Here is an 18711-nt window from a genome sequence, read left to right as displayed (position 1 = left end):
CGGTAGCTCAAGTGATGAATGCATTAAATGCATAATAGTCTCTTGAAATAACGGTTGATTAGATTTCTAAACGAAGTCTAGGACACGTTTCTGATGAGGAAGTGATCAAACTGCAAAATCGTTCATTTTTAGCTATTTTGAGCGTTTTCCCTCAAAAAAACCCACCCTTCGGGTAGAAAAAAACCGCCAGACTAAACCGATGCACATAAACATATGCTTACTCTGGCGGTATTATTTTTCAATTCAGTGATTGCTGGCCCAAACAGGCTACAATCTAAACAAACTAAAATGGATTAGATTGCTCGCATGCGTGTCAGGAAGGAAGCGGCAGCTTCGTCCAGTTTGACAGATTCCTGAGTCAGACCTTGAGCAGCCGCCAACATATCGTTTGCTGCTGTTCCACTGTCGGTCGCTGCCTGAGAAACACCTGAGATATTGTTCGTAACCTCAGCAGTCCCGCGAGCGGCTTCCGCAACATTCCGTGAAATCTCGTTGGTTGCTGCGGTCTGTTCTTCAACTGCACTGGCAATCGTTGTGGAGATTTCATTGATCTTGCGAATACTCTCGCCAATCGAACCAATGGCAGAAACAGCGATGTTCGTTGAACCTTGAATGGCACCAATCTTCTCACTGATTTCTTCCGTCGCCCGAGCAGTCTGGCGAGCCAGTTCTTTGACTTCGTTCGCGACAACAGCAAACCCTTTACCGGCTTCACCGGCACGAGCAGCTTCGATAGTTGCGTTCAAAGCCAACAGGTTTGTCTGCTGAGCGATGGATGTAATCACCTTAACAACCTGACCGATTTCGCTGCTGGCATCGCCAAGCTCTTTAATCGTGTCGTTGGTACGATCCGCTTCACCCACAGCCTGTGAAGTCATATGTGACTGCTCTTGTACGTGGCGAGCGATTTCGCTGATGGAGGCACTTAATTCTTCTGCAGCAGAAGAAACAGTTTCCACGTTGCGGGTGGCTTCTTCACTGGCAGCAGCCACTACCTGTGACTGACGAGCCGTTTCATCTGACATGTCAGACAAGCTCTTAGAGCTGGCTTGCATCTCAGTGGCAGAAGAAGTCACGACGCTCACAATACCCTGAATTTCCGATTCGAAATCATCGGCCAGTTTGACCTGGTCTGTAATTACCGACCAGCAAACCATCGGGCCGATATAATTCTTGTCTCTATCAAAAATAGCAGTTGCTTCCAGATCCAGCGTTTGGTCTCCGACCTTGATCTTGGCCCGGTGTGGCAGATTGGAAGGGTCGGATAGCATTTTTCGCTGCATTTCCGGATTTTTATGGAAGATATCGATACTCTGTCCGATTAACTTGTCCACCGGCATAGGCAATAAATGCTCGATTTCTTTGAGCTGTTTATATGAAGCAGGATTCATATAGACCATTTCAAAATCTCGATTTGCCAGCAGAACATTGATCGGAATATTTTCCATCATATTCTGAATACGGACCATTTCATTCTCAAGCCGCAGCTTCTCCGTGATCACTTCCCAGGTCACCATAGGTCCAATGTAATTTCCATCACCATCCTCCACAGGACTGACCAGCAGGTCCAGCTTTTCTGGACCAACGTTAATGACAGCACGTGAAGGAAGATTGGAAGGATCACTTAAAATCCCTCTCTGATAGGCAGGATTCTTATGGAAGATATCGATATTCTGGCCAAGCAGATTTTCAACTTTGATTGGCAGGAATTGCTGCAGAGCACCTAATTGCTTCTTAGATGCCGGATTCACATACGTAATCTCCAGATCCTTGTTGGCCATCATTACATTGACAGGAATATTTTCCATCATATTCTGTACACGGGCCATTTCCTGCTCGGCTATTTTCTTCGCGGTAATGTCAGTCGCATACTTCACGACTTTGAACAGCTTACCATCTCTGTTCTTTATAGGATTATAAGAGGCCGAAATCCAAACCTCTTTCCCACCTTTGCCGAAGCGTTTGTACTCAGCAACCTGATTCTGTCCTGCGTTCAGTTTTTCCCAGAACTCGGTGTACTCGTTGCTGTTGCCGTATTGAGGATCGACAAAAATCCGGTGGTGTTTCCCTTGAATTTCATCTAGTGAATACCCCAGTGTGACACAGAAATTCTGATTCGCTGTCCGGATTGTACCATCCATGTTGAATTCAATGACTGCCTGAGAGTCACTAATGGCCCCCAACTGACCGCCAAAATCACAGTTTTCTTCTTCCAGTTTTTCCTGTTCCGTATTTTCTTCCCAGACAAGAACGGTCCCTACCACATCACCATTCTCAGATTTGGCGGGACTCAATGCGATCTCAACGGATCGTTCGCCTAATTTGGCTGTAATCGTCTTCTCTCCTGCAAGCCCTGACAATTCAGACTGCAACTCTGGAATCTGCTGATACAGCTGGCTGATTGATCCACCCACAAGCTGTTGTGGTCGAACCCCTAATTCACCGCTAAGCAGTTGAATTAACTCCTGCCCTTTACGATTGAGATAAGTCACTGTTCCTTCTGTATCCAGAAACAGAGTCGCCTGTGGGCTGTATTCAACGATACCATAAAACTGTTCGAGATTCTGCGACTGTTCAGTAGCCGCGCTCTGTCCCGTATTCTGTACTGAATCAATCGACATATCACTATTCTCCTTGGGATTATTGATCTGCTCTTCAGATCTTAAAGATGGTTCGGTTTGTGTGTTGTCTTGTTCCTCTGAAACAGGTGAAATCCCTGCATCGGAATCCACTTCTTCAAAGCTGGCTCCCTGTGAGCCTGATACAGCCGCCGATTGAAGCTGTTTTGCGCGACTAGAGTCTTTGGCACCTTCAATCATGGTTGATGCAACCGTTTCGAGTGCCTGACGCCAGGACTCTTCTAATTCTTCACTCCATTGATCACCTGCAAACTCAGCCAGTACACTCAAGAGCGTACTGGTAACAGGTGGATAATCATCATCCTGAATACCCATTTCCCCATGCTGCTTCCCCAACTGGTGTAATACCTTGGTGAGAGCAGGGGGGTTCTCTAGTGACTTCAGCACGAGAACCAATGACTGAATCAATTTACCGCGTTGTTCTGAGAAATCGGTATGCGTAAAATAACGCAGTATGTCGGGATAATCTTCAAATAACTTCTCATAAAACTGTTCTGCCAACTGATCTGCACGCGGTGCAATCAGCTCGAACGAGTCTCGAAGTGCGGTCACATTTAAATCCACGGGAATGGCCCTTAAAAATCAGCCGAATAAAGTGGGAACATCAGTCAAAATTTAATATGGTTTCAACATCAAGAATGACAAACAGGCCTTCCTCTAATTGAAAGACACCAATGGTCACAGATCGCCAGTGTGGGTCTAAGGTACGAGGAACGGGTTCCATCGAACGCCCTGAGACATTGATCACATCCCCCACCTCATCGACCAGCAGGCTGTAAGATTCTCCCATGACCCGGGTCACAACGTTCATCGAACGATCATCTTCCAGAGCCGGTAAACCGAGACGTTTTCGCAGACTGACTGCGGTCACAATCTGGCCGCGAAGATTTAAGAGTCCTTTAATCTCGGCACGCGCCAGAGGCGTCGGTGAAATCACTTGCTCCGTGAGCACTTCCTGCACCATATTGACAGGCATGCCCAATAGCTGGCCATCAACCCAGAACGAAACGTACTGGCTTGAGTAATCTAATTGTGATTCCATTCCACTGCCGGAATCAGTCGCTGCCATACTCATGCATTCACTCCTGCGTTTAATTTCAATCTGGCAAAGTACTCATCCAGACAAGATACGAGCTCCTGAGAATTGAACTTGGTCAGGAACTGATCAAACCCAACTTCTGATGCCTTTGCCTGATTCGCAGAATTATTCGATGCGGTCAAAGCAATCGCACAAAGCTCCTTCAGAGAGTCATTCGTTTTGAGCCATTCACAAAACTCAAAACCATCCATCATCGGCAAGTCAACGTCAGTCACAACTGCCTGAAAATGAGAGTCTTTCTCTAATATTTCAACGGCAGTAACACAGCTGTCACTGGTCACCACAGAGAAGCCTTCTGTTTCCAGGGCCGTCGCCACCAATTGACGGAAGAACATGGAATCATCAACGACTAATACGCGAAAGGATTTCTTATCTTCCACTTTATCAAACCAGTTGGGTGTCGAACGCGTGACATAATACTGAGTATCAATCACATCAATGGCATTTTTGCCAATAATCGCTGTTCCTAAAACACCTGGACGATCTGACTGCATGCGAATCACAAGTTGTTCGTCAATAATGTCTTTGATTTCATTGACCATCAGACCCATCGATCGATTGTTTTCCGAAAAGACGATCACCGGTTGAGGATCAATCTGTTCGCCTCCACCATAACCCACACCTTCCACTGACAGTAAGGGCAATAGATTTTCCCGATACTGAACCACTTGACGACCACTGTTGAGTTCAATACTGTCCAAGGGAAACTCTTCCAACCGGGCAACCAGAGACAATGGCACCGCCATCGTTTCACCTTCACCGGCACCAAACAACAGCATGCTGATCGTGTCTCGATTTGCCCCTGAAGTCGCTTCATCCGCCACAGTCTGGGAATGAGCTGAACTACCGCCACACTGATTGAAGATTCCACCAACATCAAGAATCATCACAACCCGCCCATCTCCCAGGATCGTGGTTCCCTGATACAGACCAATGTTTTTCAACAAACGACCGACCGGCTTAACCACGATTTCTTCGGTATCAAAAATACGAGAGACAATCAAACCAAACTGATCTTCACCTACCTGAACGACGACAATGTTGGTATCGTGCAAGTCGTCATCCTCCGGTGCTTTCTCTTCCAGACCCAGCACCTCGTTCAGATGAACCAGAGGTAGCAACCGATCTCGCAACCGGAAGACCTTCTTATCATGAATCGTTTCGATTTTCTTGCGGTCTTCTGCTGAAAGCCGTACCAGTTCCACAACACCCAACTGAGGTATCGCAAACGGCTGCTCACCGCTTTCCAGTACCAGGGCAGAGACAATCGCCAAAGTTAATGGTATTTTGATTCGGACCATTGTCCCTTTTCCCATTTTGGAAGAGAGATCAACGGTACCACCAATTTTCTCGATCTGGGTTCGAACCACATCCATTCCGACGCCACGTCCGGAAATCGAACTGACTTGTTCTGCCGTTGAAAAACCGGCTTGAAAAATCATTGAAAACACATGACTGTCTGCCACGTTCGCAGCATCTGCTTCTTTGATGAGGCCCTGAGCAATCGCTTTTTTCAAAACGCGTTCACGGCTGATTCCTGCCCCGTCATCCTGAATTTCAATGATAACATGCCCCCCCTCATGGTAGGCATTGAGATGAATCGTTCCTGACTCAGGCTTGCCATTCGCTTTGCGAATATCTGGTGTTTCGATCCCATGGTCTGCAGAGTTTCGGACCATATGGGTCAGAGGGTCTTTGATCGCATCCAGAACAGTCCGATCCAGCTCGGTTTCTGCTCCTGTCATGATCAACTCAATATGTTTATTCGTGACTTGCGATAAATCGCGAACCAGGCGAGGCAGCTTGTTCCATGCATTACCAATTGGCTGCATGCGCGTTTTCATGACCCCTTCCTGCAGGTCGGTAGTCACCCGGTTCAAATGAGTGATTGGGGCGGCATATTTTGATTCTTCATCGCCTCGAGCAAGTTGCAGTAACTGGTTTCTTGTTAATACAAGCTCACCAACGAGATTCATCAGACTGTCAACCACATTCACATTCACACGAATGGACAGGTCAGCCACACTGACTTTGGAGGATTTCGCTGCAGGATCTTCTGCTACCGACGCGGGAACCGCAGGCTCCGCTGGTGCTTCCGGCTTTACCTCAGGAGTCGTTTCCGGACTGGCTGCAACCGGTTCTGCCTGAGCCTCGCTGCTTTCCGTTGGTGGATTGCTATCTGCAACTGCTTCCGCCGGGGTCGCATTTTCGGCAGGAGCTGATTCCCCAGCTGATGCGTCTCCTCCTCCATTGGTTGCAAACTCGGCCAGGTCATCCAACATCGACGTTAAAGTCGAATGATCGGTCTTCGGTTCTTCACCCGTCGCTTCCAGACCTTGTAAAAGCTCTTTGATCTTGTCAATCGCTTCCAGAACCAGAGAAATTGCTCCCGGGGAGACATCCAGCAGCCCCTCGCGCATTTTCCCCAGAACATTTTCTGCAGAATGAGCAACTGCTCCCAGATTCGTCAGCCCGAGAAATCCACATGTCCCTTTTATGGTATGTATGGTACGAAAAATACTGGCAATGAGCTCCGCATTCTGCGGATCTTTCTCCAACTCAACAATTTCTGAGTCAAGTTGGCCTAAATTCTCCCAGCTTTCTGCCAAAAACTCCTGCAGAATGTCGTCCATCAGCCCGTCCTGGTGATAAGGGAACGAAATATGAAATGTAAAGACTTGGGGGAAGAGACTATAAGTCACTTATAAGAAAGACGTTATCAACAACCACTTATATGTGATCTGTCAATACATTCCCCCTAATTGTAAGCATTCTCCCCTGAGTCACTATCGTCATTTCTGTCGGACCCGCTTGAGGGTGTGTTACCCTTAGATCTGGAAGGGAGGGGAATCCTCTTGATAAATTTTGTAACTTAAGTAACAGGTGACCACTTAGGTGTTCTCTCCAAATCACAAGTCAACCACAGGAAGTCCCAGGAACGATCAATCGAACTTCGACATAATTAAGAACATTCAATTATTAAGAAGTCAAAGGAGACTCTGCGTTCGGTTGTGTGGCTGTCCTGAGGCGATTACAATCCACCCCGATTGAAAGCTCAGCGGCAGCAGCAACCAGATCCCCAAGGAATTGTTTTCCATCGCAACTGCCGTTAACGATAAACATCTATTTTTATTTGAACTAAGGAGTTAGTCTCGTGCCCGTAAAGGTTGGTATCAATGGTTTTGGACGCATTGGTCGTATTACATTCAGAGCGCTTGCCGCGCGTCCGGATGAATTTGAGGTAGTTGCCATCAACGACTTGGGTGACCCCAAAAAACTGGCATTGCTCTTAAAATATGACAGTGTTCAGGGTCGCTTTCCCGGAACAGTTGACGTTGACGGGAGTGACCTGATTGTCGATGGGAAAAAAGTTCGCGTCTGTGCAGAGCGCGATCCTCGCGAGCTTCCCTGGAAAGAACTGGGAGTGGAAGTCGCTTTGGAATCAACTGGCTTCTTTACTAAAAGAGAAGCGGATGGTAACCCCGGTTACGATAGCCACTTGACTGCTGGTGCTCGTAAAGTCGTAATTTCTGCACCCGCCAAAGACACACCGGACATGACGGTTGTTTTCGGCGTCAACGATGACCAGCTGACTGCAGAGCACAAATGTGTTTCGAATGCCAGCTGTACGACAAATTGTCTGGCTCCGATGGCGAAGGTCATTCACGAAAACTTCGGTATTGAGCACGGCCTCATGACGACAGTGCACGCTTACACGAACGACCAGAGAGTCTCCGATCAGCTCCACGCAGATCCGCTTCGGGCACGTGCTGCTGCGATCAATATCATCCCAACTACGACAGGCGCTGCAAAAGCGGTTGGCCTGGTTTTACCAGATCTGAATGGTAAGTTGACTGGATTGAGCCTTCGTGTTCCCGTTCCAGTTGGTAGTATCACCGACTTGGTTGTAAACTTGAGCAAAGATGTCACTGCTGAAGATGTGAACGCCGCAATGAAGGCTGCAGCAGAAGGTCCTCTCAAGGGAATTCTCGAGTACAATACCGATCCGATTGTCTCCAGCGATATCGTTGGAAACACTCATAGCTCAATCTTTGATTCCAGCTGGACCACTGTCATTGGGGGAAATATGCTGAAAGTCTTGAGCTGGTACGATAACGAATATGGTTATTCAAATCGAACTGCTGACATGATTGCCCGTCTGGCGCAACTATAGTCCATAAAAGGGCTTTTAATTATCTAAAAGCTGAATTAGAAACTGAGACTTCAGCCGAGATGGAAACATCTCGGCTGTTTTTCAACCTCACAGACACTATTCATTAGGACATGCATTTTAATTTTCGACTAGACGTTGCTCAACAAGATCGTCAAAATAGCCCGCTTATAATGAAATCGACGTCTCCTCTCACATTTGAAACCCAATGATCTACTCGATCTCATGATTCAAAGAACTTGCTTTTGGCTTTGAATTGTATATTATTCCTGAATTCTATGATAAACCAAAAACTTCAGAGTAAATTGAATACCCCTTTTCCAGTCATTGCCCCGTCGATGCTGAAGTGCGACTTCGGTAATCTTCATCGGGAAGTTGAATTATTGGAGGCGGCTGAAGCCTCGGTCCTTCATTGGGACGTGATGGACGGGCACTTCGTCCCCAATCTCTCCTATGGGGCACTGCTGATCGAACGAGTCAGACCTCTAACGAAAATGTTCTTCGACGCCCATTTAATGGTCAGCAATCCGGAAGAGTATATCGATGAGTATATCAAAGCAGGCTGCGATTCAATCACCGTCCATATCGAAGCCGTACCTGATCCTCAAGACATCCTGGATCACATGAATAAATCGGGAGTCGTGCCAGGATTAGCGATCAGCCCCAAAACTCCCGTCGAGATGATTGAACCTTACCTTGAATCCTGTGGCCTGATTCTGGTGATGAGTGTCGAACCAGGATTTGGCGGCCAGTCATTTATGGAATCAAGCTTACCCAAAATCAAACAGCTGAAGACCATGATTGCCAATTCCACCATCCTTTCTGTTGATGGTGGAATTGGCATGGAAACAATCGCTGAAGCAGCCGCTGCTGGTGCAAACTATTTTGTTGTCGGCAGTGCTCTGTTCAGTCAAGCAGATTATTCGATTGCTGTAAACGAGCTGGTTGAAAAGGCCAGAAGCCAGACAGCTTCCTTAACATAAAAGAGATTTGAAACAATGCCCATTGTGGTACTTATCCGTCCTGGTTGCACAGACTTTGATAAAGATGAACGAATTCAGGGAACCCTGGACCTTCCCTTGAACGAAGAAGGGGAATCCCAGGTCAAAGATCTGCTGCCCAAGATCGAGAATTCCGGTATTGAAACAATTATCACTTCCTCTTCAGAACCCGCACGCTCCACAGCCGAACAACTCGGCGAAACCCTCGGCGTACCAGTCAAAGAAAAAGAGGGGCTCAAGAATCTCAACCAGGGGCTTTGGCAGGGGCTGGAATATGAAGAAGTCCGACGTAAATACCCCAAACTACTCAAGCAGTGGTCTGAATCCCCTGAAACGGTCTGCCCTCCGGAAGGGGAACTCGCTTCAGAAGCGGTAAAACGTGTTGAAAAAACACTTCAGAAGTATTTGAAGAAGAAACAAAACTTTGCAATCGTTGCCTCCGAGCCACTGGCCACTATCATTTCCTGCCTACTGCGAAATGAGCAAAAAGAAAAAATTTCGTTTGAGCACAGCGGTCGCTTTTGTCAGAATGAAATGTTTGAAATTCTTGAGTCACCTCCGAAAAAAAGTGATTCAAAACAGGTAAGTTCTGACGATCAATCTGAAAAGAAGGATTCGCAACAAGATCAGGGAAGCCATGACGAAAAATGGCGATTCGAGGAGGCTAAGTGAAATGAGTTCTGCTCCCAAGTCTAATGTTGATTCATGGTTAAGCCATTCTTCCCGCCCCAAACGTGGCGTGCCGGAAGGGCTGTGGCTACGTTGCGTCGAGTGCAATGCAACAGTTTTCCGGAAACAGGTCGAGCAGGGACTGGGACTCTGCCCTGAATGTGATCACCATTTTTATATTTCTGCCCAAACCCGGATTCAACAGTTGTTGGACCCGGATAGTTTTGAGGAATGGTTTCCCGACTTAACAGCGGGAGATCCCCTGGAATTTGCAGACAAAAACAAAACCTATAAAGATCGCCTTATTATTGAACAGAAGAAAACAGGCATGAAAGACGCCTGTGTGGTCGGCCGGGGATATATGCGAGGTCGCCCTCTGGTAGTTGGGATCACTGATTCTTCATTCATCATGGGTAGCATGGGCTCTGTTGTCGGCGAAAAACTGACACGCGCTATTGAGCAGGCCACCGAATTAAAACTCCCGTTGATTATCATCAGCGGCTCTGGAGGAGGTGCCCGGATGCATGAAGGCATTTTCTCCCTGATGCAAATGGGAAAAGTCTCGGCTGCACTGGGACGCTACCATGAAAAAGGAGGCCTGTTTATCTCAGTACTAACCAACCCCACTATGGGGGGGGTGGCTGCCAGTTTCGCTTCTCTAGGGGATATTGTCGTCGCTGAGCCCAAGGCACTCGTCGGCTTCGCGGGACCACGCGTCGTGCAGGCAACTGTCAAAATGACTCTCCCTGATGGGTTCCAAACCAGCGAATTCCTGCTGGAACATGGGTTTGTCGATCGAATTATTCCCAGGCCCAAATTGCGATCAGAATTAGCACGCCTGATTGACTACTGCGTGTGACCTCCCCGAGAGTTTATTGATTTGACAATAGATGGTTTCACTGCTCATCCATCCCGGTGAAGTTTCGCCTGCAGAATCAAAAGCTTTGGGTAGTAACGCTTTGCGTATCTCCGTTAAGACAATTATACTATCGAGAGTGGGCTGGTTACTTTTCTACTAAGCGGAGAATTCGGATTTGCTCTGAATTCGCCCTTTGCTTTCTGGTGAATGCATGAACTTTCTAAAGCGTCTCTTTTCAAAACAGTCCCGCATTCCTCGCGTGAATATCAAACAACGTTTTGAGCTGATCGGACGCGTTGGCCAGGGAAGCATGTCCAAGGTCTGGCGCGCCCGCGACTACAATACCGGCAAAATTGTGGCCCTCAAAGTGCTCCACAAAGAAAAAACAGAGGAACTGGAAGCACGTTTTGTTGGACTCAACAAGCCCAAAGAAGGCGAAATTGCAGTTCAGTTTCACCATCCACATATTGTCAAAACCTTTGAGCATGGCATCACAACTGACAATGAACAGTTTCTCGTGATGGAATTCATTGAAGGCTACAGCCTCAGCTATCTGGTCGAAGCGCAAAATGAGGACATGCGGACGAATTGCCTTAAGTACATGATCCAACTGGGAGAGGCAATCAACTATTTCCATCAGGAAAACTGGATTCATCGTGATATCTGCCCGCGCAATATTATGGTCGATAATGCGCACCAATTGAAGCTGATCGACTTCGGTCTGGTGGTCCCGAATACAGCTGCCTTTCTGCAACCGGGCAACCGAACGGGTACAGCCGCGTACATGGCCCCGGAACTGATCAAACGCCAGAAAACCAGCCAGAAGATCGACATCTTCTCTTTTTCTGTGACCTGCTACGAAATGCTCAGTAAACGATTACCATGGGAAGCAGCCGAAACTCTTGATGCTGTCCTGCAACACATTAATACGCCACCTGAAAATATTCAAAACCTGCTCCCTGATCTGAATCCCCAGGTAGCTGAAGCAATCATGAAAGGTCTGGAGCTTTACCCCCAGGATCGCTGGCAGACCATGAAAGCAATGCTCGAGCCTCTCAAGCAGGCCTATCAGTCGAGCCACGAGCATCTAAAAGAATCAAAAGCAAAACCCAGTGCGACACCGTCGGCAAAACCGCAGACAGCGACATCAAAATCAACCACTTCGCCTCCCAGAAAAAAAAAGGCTGGCGACCAGACCACTTCTCAGACAAAACGTTCCCCGCATGCGGAAAAACGAATTAAAAAAAACGATGCTCAAGACGCTCCCCTAAAAAACGATCGTCCTTCACCGAAAAAACCAAAACCAAAACGCAAGAAACCAGATGAGAATTCCTGAATTCAACTCATCTAAAATGATTCATCTTTCGATGATATAGATTTCGTCTTCGTTTCATCTTTCGACAAATGACCAGGTTTCATGTCCCTTTCTACTAGTCCGAATCAGTCGAGCCACCTGTCTTCACTCAACCCTGCTCAGCGTGAAGCAGCCACGACTCTCAAAGGCCCGCTTCTGGTCTTAGCAGGTGCTGGTACAGGCAAAACAAGAGTGATTACCTATCGCATGGTCGAACTCATTCGACAAGGTGTCCCCCCAAATAAAATCCTGTCTGTGACATTCACGAACAAAGCAGCCAAGGAGATGCAGGCGCGAATGAATCAATTACTGGGAAAACGGTTGCCTGCAAAGCCGTTTATCTCAACCTTTCACTCCCTCTGCGTACGAGTCCTGCGGGAAGAGATCTCAGCGCTGGGATATCCCGAGAAATTTGTCATTTATGACCGAGGCGACCAGGAATCGGCAGCGCGCTCTGCACTCCGCGACATACGAGTGAACGACAAAAGCCTGAGGCCCGGCGATCTATTAAATCGGATCAGTAACTGGAAAATGGCTAATGTGACTCCGGAACAGGCGACCAATCATACGGAAAACGATTTTGACTTCCTTGCTGCAATGGCGTATCGAAAATACCAGACTAAGTTACGCTCCAGCGGCGCGGTCGATTTCGATGACCTGTTAATGCTGACCAACGAGCTGTTTTCTCTTTCCCCCGAGGCACTGGAACGTACCCAAAGCAAATTCGACTATATCCAGATTGACGAATATCAAGACACAAACCTCTCGCAGTTCAACCTGATTCGCGCACTGGTGAAACCACACCAGAACCTTTGTGTGGTAGGTGATGACGATCAATCCATTTATGGTTGGCGCGGCGCTGAAGTAAAGCATATCCTCGGGTTTCAACAACAATTCCCTGGCGCCAAAGTCGTTCGGCTTGAAAGTAACTACCGTTGCACAGATAAAATTATTGACCTGGCTAACCGCCTCGTGGCTCACAATCGCGATCGACACAAAAAAAAATTGATCGCCCATAAGAAAATGGGGTCCCCTGTTCGATTCCTGGAACTGGAAGATGAATTAACCGAAGCAGAAAAAATCATCGGTGAAATCAGATACCTTCACGAAGCACAAGAGATTCCCTTGCGAGATTTTGCGATTCTGTTCCGGACCAATGAACAACCGCGCGTCTTTGAAACGGAATTACGTCGCACGAATGTACGCTACCAACTCATCGGCAGTCAGTCATTTTTTGATCGCCGTGAAATCCGTGATTTGCTGGCCTATCTTAAAACGCTGGCATTTCCTCACGATGAGCTGTCCATGCTGCGAATTATCAATACTCCGACTCGGGGAATTGGAAATAGCACCATCGAAAAGCTGGTGAATCAGTCAGTCAAAGCAGGGGACCGCTTCTGGGAAACGGTATCTTCGGCACAAAACACAAACGAATTGAGCGCTCGCGCCAGTACGGCTCTCAACTCGTTTCACGATTTAGTCAAACGCTATCGCACGCGGCTCGAACAGTCTCCTCATGATCTCGCTCGGATCATGCATGACCTGATCAAAGAGATCGACTACGAAGCAGAAATCAAAAAACAATATAAAACGTCAGAACAACAACAGTCCCGTATCGTGGTCCTTGAGCAATTCATTGAATCCATTAATGAATACTGTAAACGCTCCAACAATCCCACCCCCATCGGTTTTCTGGAAGAAACCGCGCTCGGAGATCGGGATGACTTAAACGAAAAAGAAGATCAACTGGCACAAGACGCCGTCAAGCTAATGACGTTGCACAGCGCCAAAGGACTGGAATTCGCACGAGTCTATTTAGTCGGCATGGAGGAAGGCCTGTTACCGCATAAACGTTCGGTAGAGGGCACGGACTCAGAAATTGCGGAAGAACGACGAATTGCCTATGTCGGTATTACCAGAGCACAGGATTACCTGACATTAAGCCGTGCAGCCACACGCACAAAATGGGGAAAGAAACAGCCCACACTCCCATCTCGTTTCCTGTTTGAAATGCGAAACACCGACGAAGAGTAAACTTTCTCCGCGTCTGCTATTCGTCATTCTCCTCACCAGCACGCTTACACTTCATTAACTGCTGATTATAGTACCCAATGGTTTCCTTGCGGTTCAGCATGCCCAGCAGAATCCCGGAATCATGCTCATCAACCACTGGTAAGACCTCAACATTGATCGAAGTAAAACGTTGCATCACCGTATTCAAATCGTCATCCGGACTCACTTTGACGAAATCAGAACGCATAATATCGCGTGCCACAGCCAGCTTCCAGATGGTCTCATCATACAGATATGCCCGCACGTCATCTTCTGAAAAAATACCGACAATTCTTTCATTGTCATCAACAACGGGAAAATAGTGCTGCTGAGTTCCCGCCAGCGAATGCACAATTTCATCCAATGATTTCGATTCATGGATCAGTTGAATTTTTCGTTCCGGATCAAAGACATCAGAAACCCGACTGCCTTCAAGGACATCCACCAGAAAGTCCCCACGATGCGCGGGTGATTCCAGACGACTGGGATATTGTTTCTGATATAAGTGCACTCTCTGACACAGTACAAAGCAGAGAGTTGAGGCCAACATCGTCGGCAGCAGCAATGAATAATTTCCCGTAATTTCAGAAACCATAATAATCGTCGAAATCGGCGCGTGGGCGGCTCCGGCAAAAAAACCAGCCATGCCCACCAATCCAAATGCCTCCGGTTGTGTCACCAGGTCAGGCCAAAGCTGCTGTAATAAGCGACCAGTCGCGGTACCTACACAGCCTCCTATCACCATTGACGGTCCAAAGACCCCACCAGAACCACCAGAGCCAATTGTAAATGAAGTCGTAAAGACTTTGACAAAAGCGATTGTGAGCAGTAGAGGAATACTGAGACCAGCCGCCGAAGTCAACGCTTCCTGCAGAACTCCATAACCGGTTGACAGGACTGATAATGCACGCACATCTTGTTCAAAATAATAATACATGCCGATACCAACCAGTCCCGTCAGAAAAGCACCAATGGCTGGCCTGAACATCGGCTTGACCGGCAATGACTTAAACACGCGGTTGGTACCATAAAATGTCTTCACATAAAAGATGGCAGCCAGACTGAGCACGATTGACAAAATCGTGTAAGGAATCAATTCTCCATGCGAATCGACCGTATGATGCAGGCTATCTCCAAACAAAGGCATAAATCGCAGGTGCTGAGGCAGTGAAAGACAATAAACGGAATAAGCGATAATCGAAGACATCGCCGCCGGTACAATCACATCCGATTCAAAGTCAGCATTGCTGTAGAGAATCTCCGCTGCGAATAAGGCACCTGCCAGCGGGGCACGAAAGATCCCCCCAATTCCAGCTCCCACACCGGCAGCAAGCATGATTCTTCGATCCCGGGCCGAAAGTTTTAACGTACTCGCTACCCAGGAACCAAATCCGGCACCAATCTGCGCAATCGGACCTTCACGACCACCGGAACCTCCTGTCCCTAAAGTCAGAGCAGAGGCAATGGTTTTAATAAGGGGAACGCGCGGCTGAATGATCCCACGCTTATTATGAAATGCGTCAATGGCCGCATCGGTCCCATGACCTTCGGCTTCAGGTGCGAAGTTATAGACAATCAGCCCTGAAGCCAGCCCCCCGGCAGTAATCACCACCAACATCACCCACGGGGAAAAGCTGGTCACCTTGGTTGAGTCTTCATAGATGGAATGCTCACCTACGGTTTGCGGGTGATCAAAACCAGCTATTGAAACCAGCGTATTGTGCTGAACCACTTGTGTTAACACATCAAATACAATAGCGCCTAAGCCAGCGACGACGCCTATCAACAGGGACAGTACGAACCATTTACCATTCGTTTTTAGATCGAATGATGTGAGAAACTGACCAAATGTTTTAAAATAAGCCATCGTTAAAGGTAACAATCTGGAAGGTGATTAGAAAATCTCCTGTATGTCAGAAGACCGAATTTCATTCTGCGCGTTTGACGATCCTCGGTGGCAACTCTCGCTGTTGCTTTATCAAACTCACTCGGACAAATTTGAGCGTGAAGACTTGGAAGGACTACCGGAGTTTGTCATACTTTCATTGGTTTTAACCGATTTGCGTCTCCTTTTCGATGTCTATTAATTGAGTCAGTGTGGAAAATTCCCAGTTTTATTTAGGTGTCGAGACGTCCGGACATTCTGGGTCCGTCGCAATTCATGGTCCCCAGCACCAGATTGTGCAAGTTGATTTACAACAACAGGGGAGGAAGCATGCACAAACCCTGGTTGCCGAAGTCAAAAAACTGCTGGATCAGCTCGATTTATCCCCCAGCCAAATCACCGGGATTGGCGTCAGCCGTGGTCCGGGCAGCTTCACCGGACTGAGAATCGGCACTACATTCGCCAAAACATTCGGCTACGTTACAGGCTGTCCGGTATTGGGAATAGACTCATTTGAGGCGATTGCCCTCAACTGTCCACCAGAGATTCAAGAAACTTATGTGATTTCCAATGCCCAACGGGGTGACCTGTTTGTCGGCAAATACACCAGAATTTCAGATAGTCAGTGGCAACAAATATCGGAAATCGGCTTGTGTGAAATAGATGATTTTTGTCGCTTACTGAACCCGGGCGAGACAATTTCCGGCCCTGGAGTTACGCTGCTAGATGCATCTTCCTTCAGTGACGTCCGTCTTCTGGAACCGGAATATCGCTTACCTGAAGCAGCGAAGATCTCCCTGATTACAGCAAGAATCCTTCAAAACTGTCTACCCAAGCAACATGAAATACTTTCGGAAACCTGGAATCTGACTCCCTTTTATTTACGGAAAAGTGCTGCCGAAGAAAAATGGGACGCACAGCAGAAGGACCAGACAGATTGATCCAGAAACATTTCCAGTCAGGCTGATGCTGTCTTGAGCCGCGAGAGGGCAGATCAATTCGGAATGCTGGATTTGTTTTTTTCTCGAAACAATTCCAAGAAGACACTCTCACCCGGAATCCCGCTTGGCTATAATACGGGTCTGGTAAATATTCGATTTCAGACTCCTGCGTTTATGAACTGCTGCGACAAATTCAAAAGAGTCCTGTTATTCGTCGTCGTTCGTCAGATTTTCACTTTTCCATTGTTCAGACTGGAGTTGAATTATGGCTCTTTATGAGATTGAAACAAACGCACATATCATGGTGGGCTGGGCTAATACTCAAGAGGAAGCAGAGCATGCTGCTCAAGAGAATTACCCTGAGGATGAAATCCTGAGAGTCACACGTCGTCCGCGCGACATGTGGGTCATTTCAAAACGTCTGCTGGGCATCGAAGGGCATACCGAACCCTGCGATATGGCACGCGAATGTCTGTTTAAGGCATCCGGCGACAAAGTACACGCGATCCGGCTTTATATGCGCGATACCGGTGCCGACTTACACGAGGCCCAGCTCGCAATCGAAACCAATATGTCAGTCGGCTGGTAATCAAAAGCAAGACCACATCAGACCAAGAACATAGCACAAACAGAACGACTTCTATCCGATGATCATACAGGGAACGCTCGTCAGTTCTTCAGGCACATTCAAAAGCCAGATTCGAGTCGACGGTAATTATATTGTCGAAGTAGGCCCCAACCTGGGCCAGGCAGATATCACATTTTCTGATGATTGCCTGATCTTCGCTGGCATGGGTGATATTCATATCCATGCCCGCGATGATGTCAGTGAGTCCCAAACCTACAAAGAAGATTTCTGTACCGCAGGTGCAGCTGCCATCAACGGAGGAGTCGTCCACGTCGCTGACATGCCGAACAATCCGGTCCCGCCCATCACAGATGAAAGCTACCACGAAAAAGCCCGGCATCTGGCAAAACGCAACCCACCAATTCATTTCACGCTGTATGCGGGCATCGGGCCGGGAACTCGACCACTTTCATTCGCAGTCCCTTATAAAGCATACATGGGCCCCAGTGTGGGAGACCTGTTTTTCAAAACACTGGAGCAACTTGACGAAACGCTCTCCCACTATCGTGGTTGCAATGTCAGTTTCCACTGTGAAGATCCAATTCTGTTGGATGAACACGCTAATGCAGCCACACATGAGGCAAAAAGGCCAGCAGAGTGCGAGATCTCAGCAACGCGTTTTGCTCTGCAGATGATCGAGAAGTACGATCTCAAAGGCAAGCTATGCCATTATTCGGTAGGGGAAGGTTTGCCACTCATTCGGGAAGCCAGAAGCCGCGGAGTGAGAGTTACTTGTGAAGTTACTCCGCACCATCTCTACTTTGACCAGAGCGATCTGACCGATGAAAACCGTGGAAAAATGCAAATGAATCCGCCTTTACGCACGATCTCAGATCGTCAAGCCATGCTGGCGGCACTGCGCGAGGGCACACTCGATTATCTTGCAACCGACCATGCCCCACACACGCTGGAAGAAAACGAGCAGGGAATTTCAGGCCAACCACACCTGGATACATTTGGCGCTTTTGTCACCTGGTTAATTCTGGATCAAAAATTCACTCCGGAGCAGGCAGCTCTGTTTTGCTCGGAAAACCCAGGCGATTTTGTAAATCCATACACATCCCCAAAGAAATTCGGCAAGATCGAACCTGGCTATACCGCCAGCTTGACGGTTCTCAACCTGAACCAGCCTGTGACAATCAAACGGGAAGACCTGAAAACGAAATGCGGCTGGTCCCCCTTTGAAGGGATTACATTCCCGGGTTCAGTAGAAGCGGTATTCATTGAAGGTCGCAAGGTCCGCTGAGCATCTCAGCAATGCTTTCCGGCAGTCACCACGAAGTACCATCACCAAAGCAGCAGGTAAATTTTGCCTTCACTATACCAAAGGAAAAAAGCGGGGGCCGATCATTTGATCCACCCCCGCTTCGATGATTCTATGTTGAATCGTTTTTAGACTTGCAGTCAAATCAG

13 protein-coding genes are annotated in these 18711 nt (G+C 47.7%); 9 read left to right on the top strand and 4 right to left on the bottom strand.

Annotation, left to right across the window (positions count from 1 at the left end; translation table 11 throughout):
• Positions 1–293: 293 nt before the first annotated feature.
• From Enr17x_RS30320 to Enr17x_RS12645, 3 genes are read right to left on the bottom strand one after another with little or no spacing between them, the layout of a single operon-like run.
• Positions 294–3191: a methyl-accepting chemotaxis protein gene (locus tag Enr17x_RS30320; RefSeq protein WP_145309230.1), complete on the bottom strand. Its 2898-nt coding sequence runs from the start codon at positions 3189–3191 to the stop codon at positions 294–296.
• A 52-nt stretch (positions 3192–3243) separates the two neighbouring features.
• Entirely contained in the window at positions 3244–3714 is a 471-nt protein-coding gene (locus Enr17x_RS12650) for a chemotaxis protein CheW (RefSeq protein ID WP_145309228.1), read from the bottom strand.
• Positions 3711–6371 (bottom strand): hybrid sensor histidine kinase/response regulator, encoded by a 2661-nt coding sequence (locus tag Enr17x_RS12645; RefSeq protein WP_145309226.1) that lies wholly within the window; start codon positions 6369–6371, stop codon positions 3711–3713. The genes Enr17x_RS12650 and Enr17x_RS12645 overlap by 4 nt, the downstream gene beginning before the upstream one ends.
• A gap of 521 nt (positions 6372–6892) precedes the next feature.
• On the opposite strand from Enr17x_RS12645, the gene gap reads away from it, so the two are divergent.
• The 6 genes from gap to Enr17x_RS12615 all read left to right on the top strand — a co-directional run bounded on the left by gap (position 6893) and on the right by Enr17x_RS12615 (position 13826).
• Positions 6893–7912, top strand: a complete 1020-nt coding sequence (gene gap, locus Enr17x_RS12640; protein WP_145309224.1) for a type I glyceraldehyde-3-phosphate dehydrogenase — start codon at positions 6893–6895, stop codon at positions 7910–7912.
• A 302-nt stretch (positions 7913–8214) separates the two neighbouring features.
• Positions 8215–8892 (top strand): ribulose-phosphate 3-epimerase, encoded by a 678-nt coding sequence (gene rpe, locus Enr17x_RS12635; protein WP_232101035.1) that lies wholly within the window; start codon positions 8215–8217, stop codon positions 8890–8892.
• 15 nt (positions 8893–8907) lie between these two features.
• A complete protein-coding gene (locus tag Enr17x_RS12630; RefSeq protein ID WP_145309220.1) occupies positions 8908–9582 on the top strand; it encodes a histidine phosphatase family protein in 675 nt (224 codons plus the stop codon).
• 1 nt (position 9583) lies between these two features.
• Positions 9584–10438, top strand: coding sequence for an acetyl-CoA carboxylase, carboxyltransferase subunit beta (accD, locus tag Enr17x_RS12625; RefSeq protein WP_145309219.1), 855 nt, complete (start codon positions 9584–9586; stop codon positions 10436–10438).
• Between the two features lie 211 nt (positions 10439–10649).
• Positions 10650–11774 (top strand): serine/threonine protein kinase, encoded by a 1125-nt coding sequence (locus Enr17x_RS12620; protein ID WP_198001128.1) that lies wholly within the window; start codon positions 10650–10652, stop codon positions 11772–11774.
• An 81-nt stretch (positions 11775–11855) separates the two neighbouring features.
• Complete coding sequence (locus Enr17x_RS12615; protein WP_145309216.1) at positions 11856–13826, top strand: ATP-dependent helicase; 1971 nt, start codon at positions 11856–11858, stop codon at positions 13824–13826.
• Positions 13827–13842: 16 nt separating this feature from the next.
• Here Enr17x_RS12615 and Enr17x_RS12610 read toward each other — a convergent pair whose 3' ends face one another.
• The gene (locus Enr17x_RS12610; protein ID WP_145309214.1) at positions 13843–15711 is read right to left on the bottom strand and encodes a chloride channel protein; all 1869 of its coding nucleotides are present in this window, start codon (positions 15709–15711) and stop codon (positions 13843–13845) included.
• A 230-nt stretch (positions 15712–15941) separates the two neighbouring features.
• Here Enr17x_RS12610 and tsaB point away from each other — a divergent pair, with 230 nt between their 5' ends.
• The 3 genes from tsaB (at position 15942) to Enr17x_RS12595 (ending at position 18544) form a co-directional block, all read left to right on the top strand.
• Complete coding sequence (tsaB, locus tag Enr17x_RS12605; protein ID WP_145309212.1) at positions 15942–16670, top strand: tRNA (adenosine(37)-N6)-threonylcarbamoyltransferase complex dimerization subunit type 1 TsaB; 729 nt, start codon at positions 15942–15944, stop codon at positions 16668–16670.
• Positions 16671–16935: 265 nt separating this feature from the next.
• Positions 16936–17259 carry a DUF6793 family protein gene (locus Enr17x_RS12600; RefSeq protein ID WP_145215792.1) on the top strand — a complete coding sequence of 108 codons (324 nt, stop codon included), beginning with the start codon at positions 16936–16938 and terminating at the stop codon, positions 17257–17259.
• 58 nt (positions 17260–17317) lie between these two features.
• Positions 17318–18544, top strand: a complete 1227-nt coding sequence (locus tag Enr17x_RS12595; protein ID WP_145309210.1) for an amidohydrolase family protein — start codon at positions 17318–17320, stop codon at positions 18542–18544.
• The last annotated feature ends 167 nt before the right edge of the window (positions 18545–18711 follow it).

This window comes from Gimesia fumaroli (assembly GCF_007754425.1).
Classification (GTDB): Bacteria; Planctomycetota; Planctomycetia; order Planctomycetales; family Planctomycetaceae; genus Gimesia; species Gimesia fumaroli.
The sequence above is the reverse complement of the archived record's forward strand: the minus strand, read 5'-3'. Positions and strand labels throughout refer to the sequence as shown.

What these genes read in the sequence shown, in the direction of transcription:
- Enr17x_RS12600 (WP_145215792.1), top strand. Translation starts at nt 16,936, where the DNA reads ATGGCTCTTTATGAGATTGAAACAAACGCACATATCATGGTGGGCTGG.
- Enr17x_RS12630 (WP_145309220.1), top strand. Translation starts at nt 8,908, where the DNA reads ATGCCCATTGTGGTACTTATCCGTCCTGGTTGCACAGACTTTGATAAA.
- Enr17x_RS12610 (WP_145309214.1), bottom strand. Translation starts at nt 15,711, where the DNA reads ATGGCTTATTTTAAAACATTTGGTCAGTTTCTCACATCATTCGATCTA.
- Enr17x_RS12615 (WP_145309216.1), top strand. Translation starts at nt 11,856, where the DNA reads ATGTCCCTTTCTACTAGTCCGAATCAGTCGAGCCACCTGTCTTCACTC.
- Enr17x_RS12595 (WP_145309210.1), top strand. Translation starts at nt 17,318, where the DNA reads ATGATCATACAGGGAACGCTCGTCAGTTCTTCAGGCACATTCAAAAGC.
- accD (WP_145309219.1), top strand. Translation starts at nt 9,584, where the DNA reads ATGAGTTCTGCTCCCAAGTCTAATGTTGATTCATGGTTAAGCCATTCT.
- Enr17x_RS12645 (WP_145309226.1), bottom strand. Translation starts at nt 6,371, where the DNA reads ATGGACGACATTCTGCAGGAGTTTTTGGCAGAAAGCTGGGAGAATTTA.
- Enr17x_RS12650 (WP_145309228.1), bottom strand. Translation starts at nt 3,714, where the DNA reads ATGAGTATGGCAGCGACTGATTCCGGCAGTGGAATGGAATCACAATTA.
- Enr17x_RS12620 (WP_198001128.1), top strand. Translation starts at nt 10,650, where the DNA reads ATGAACTTTCTAAAGCGTCTCTTTTCAAAACAGTCCCGCATTCCTCGC.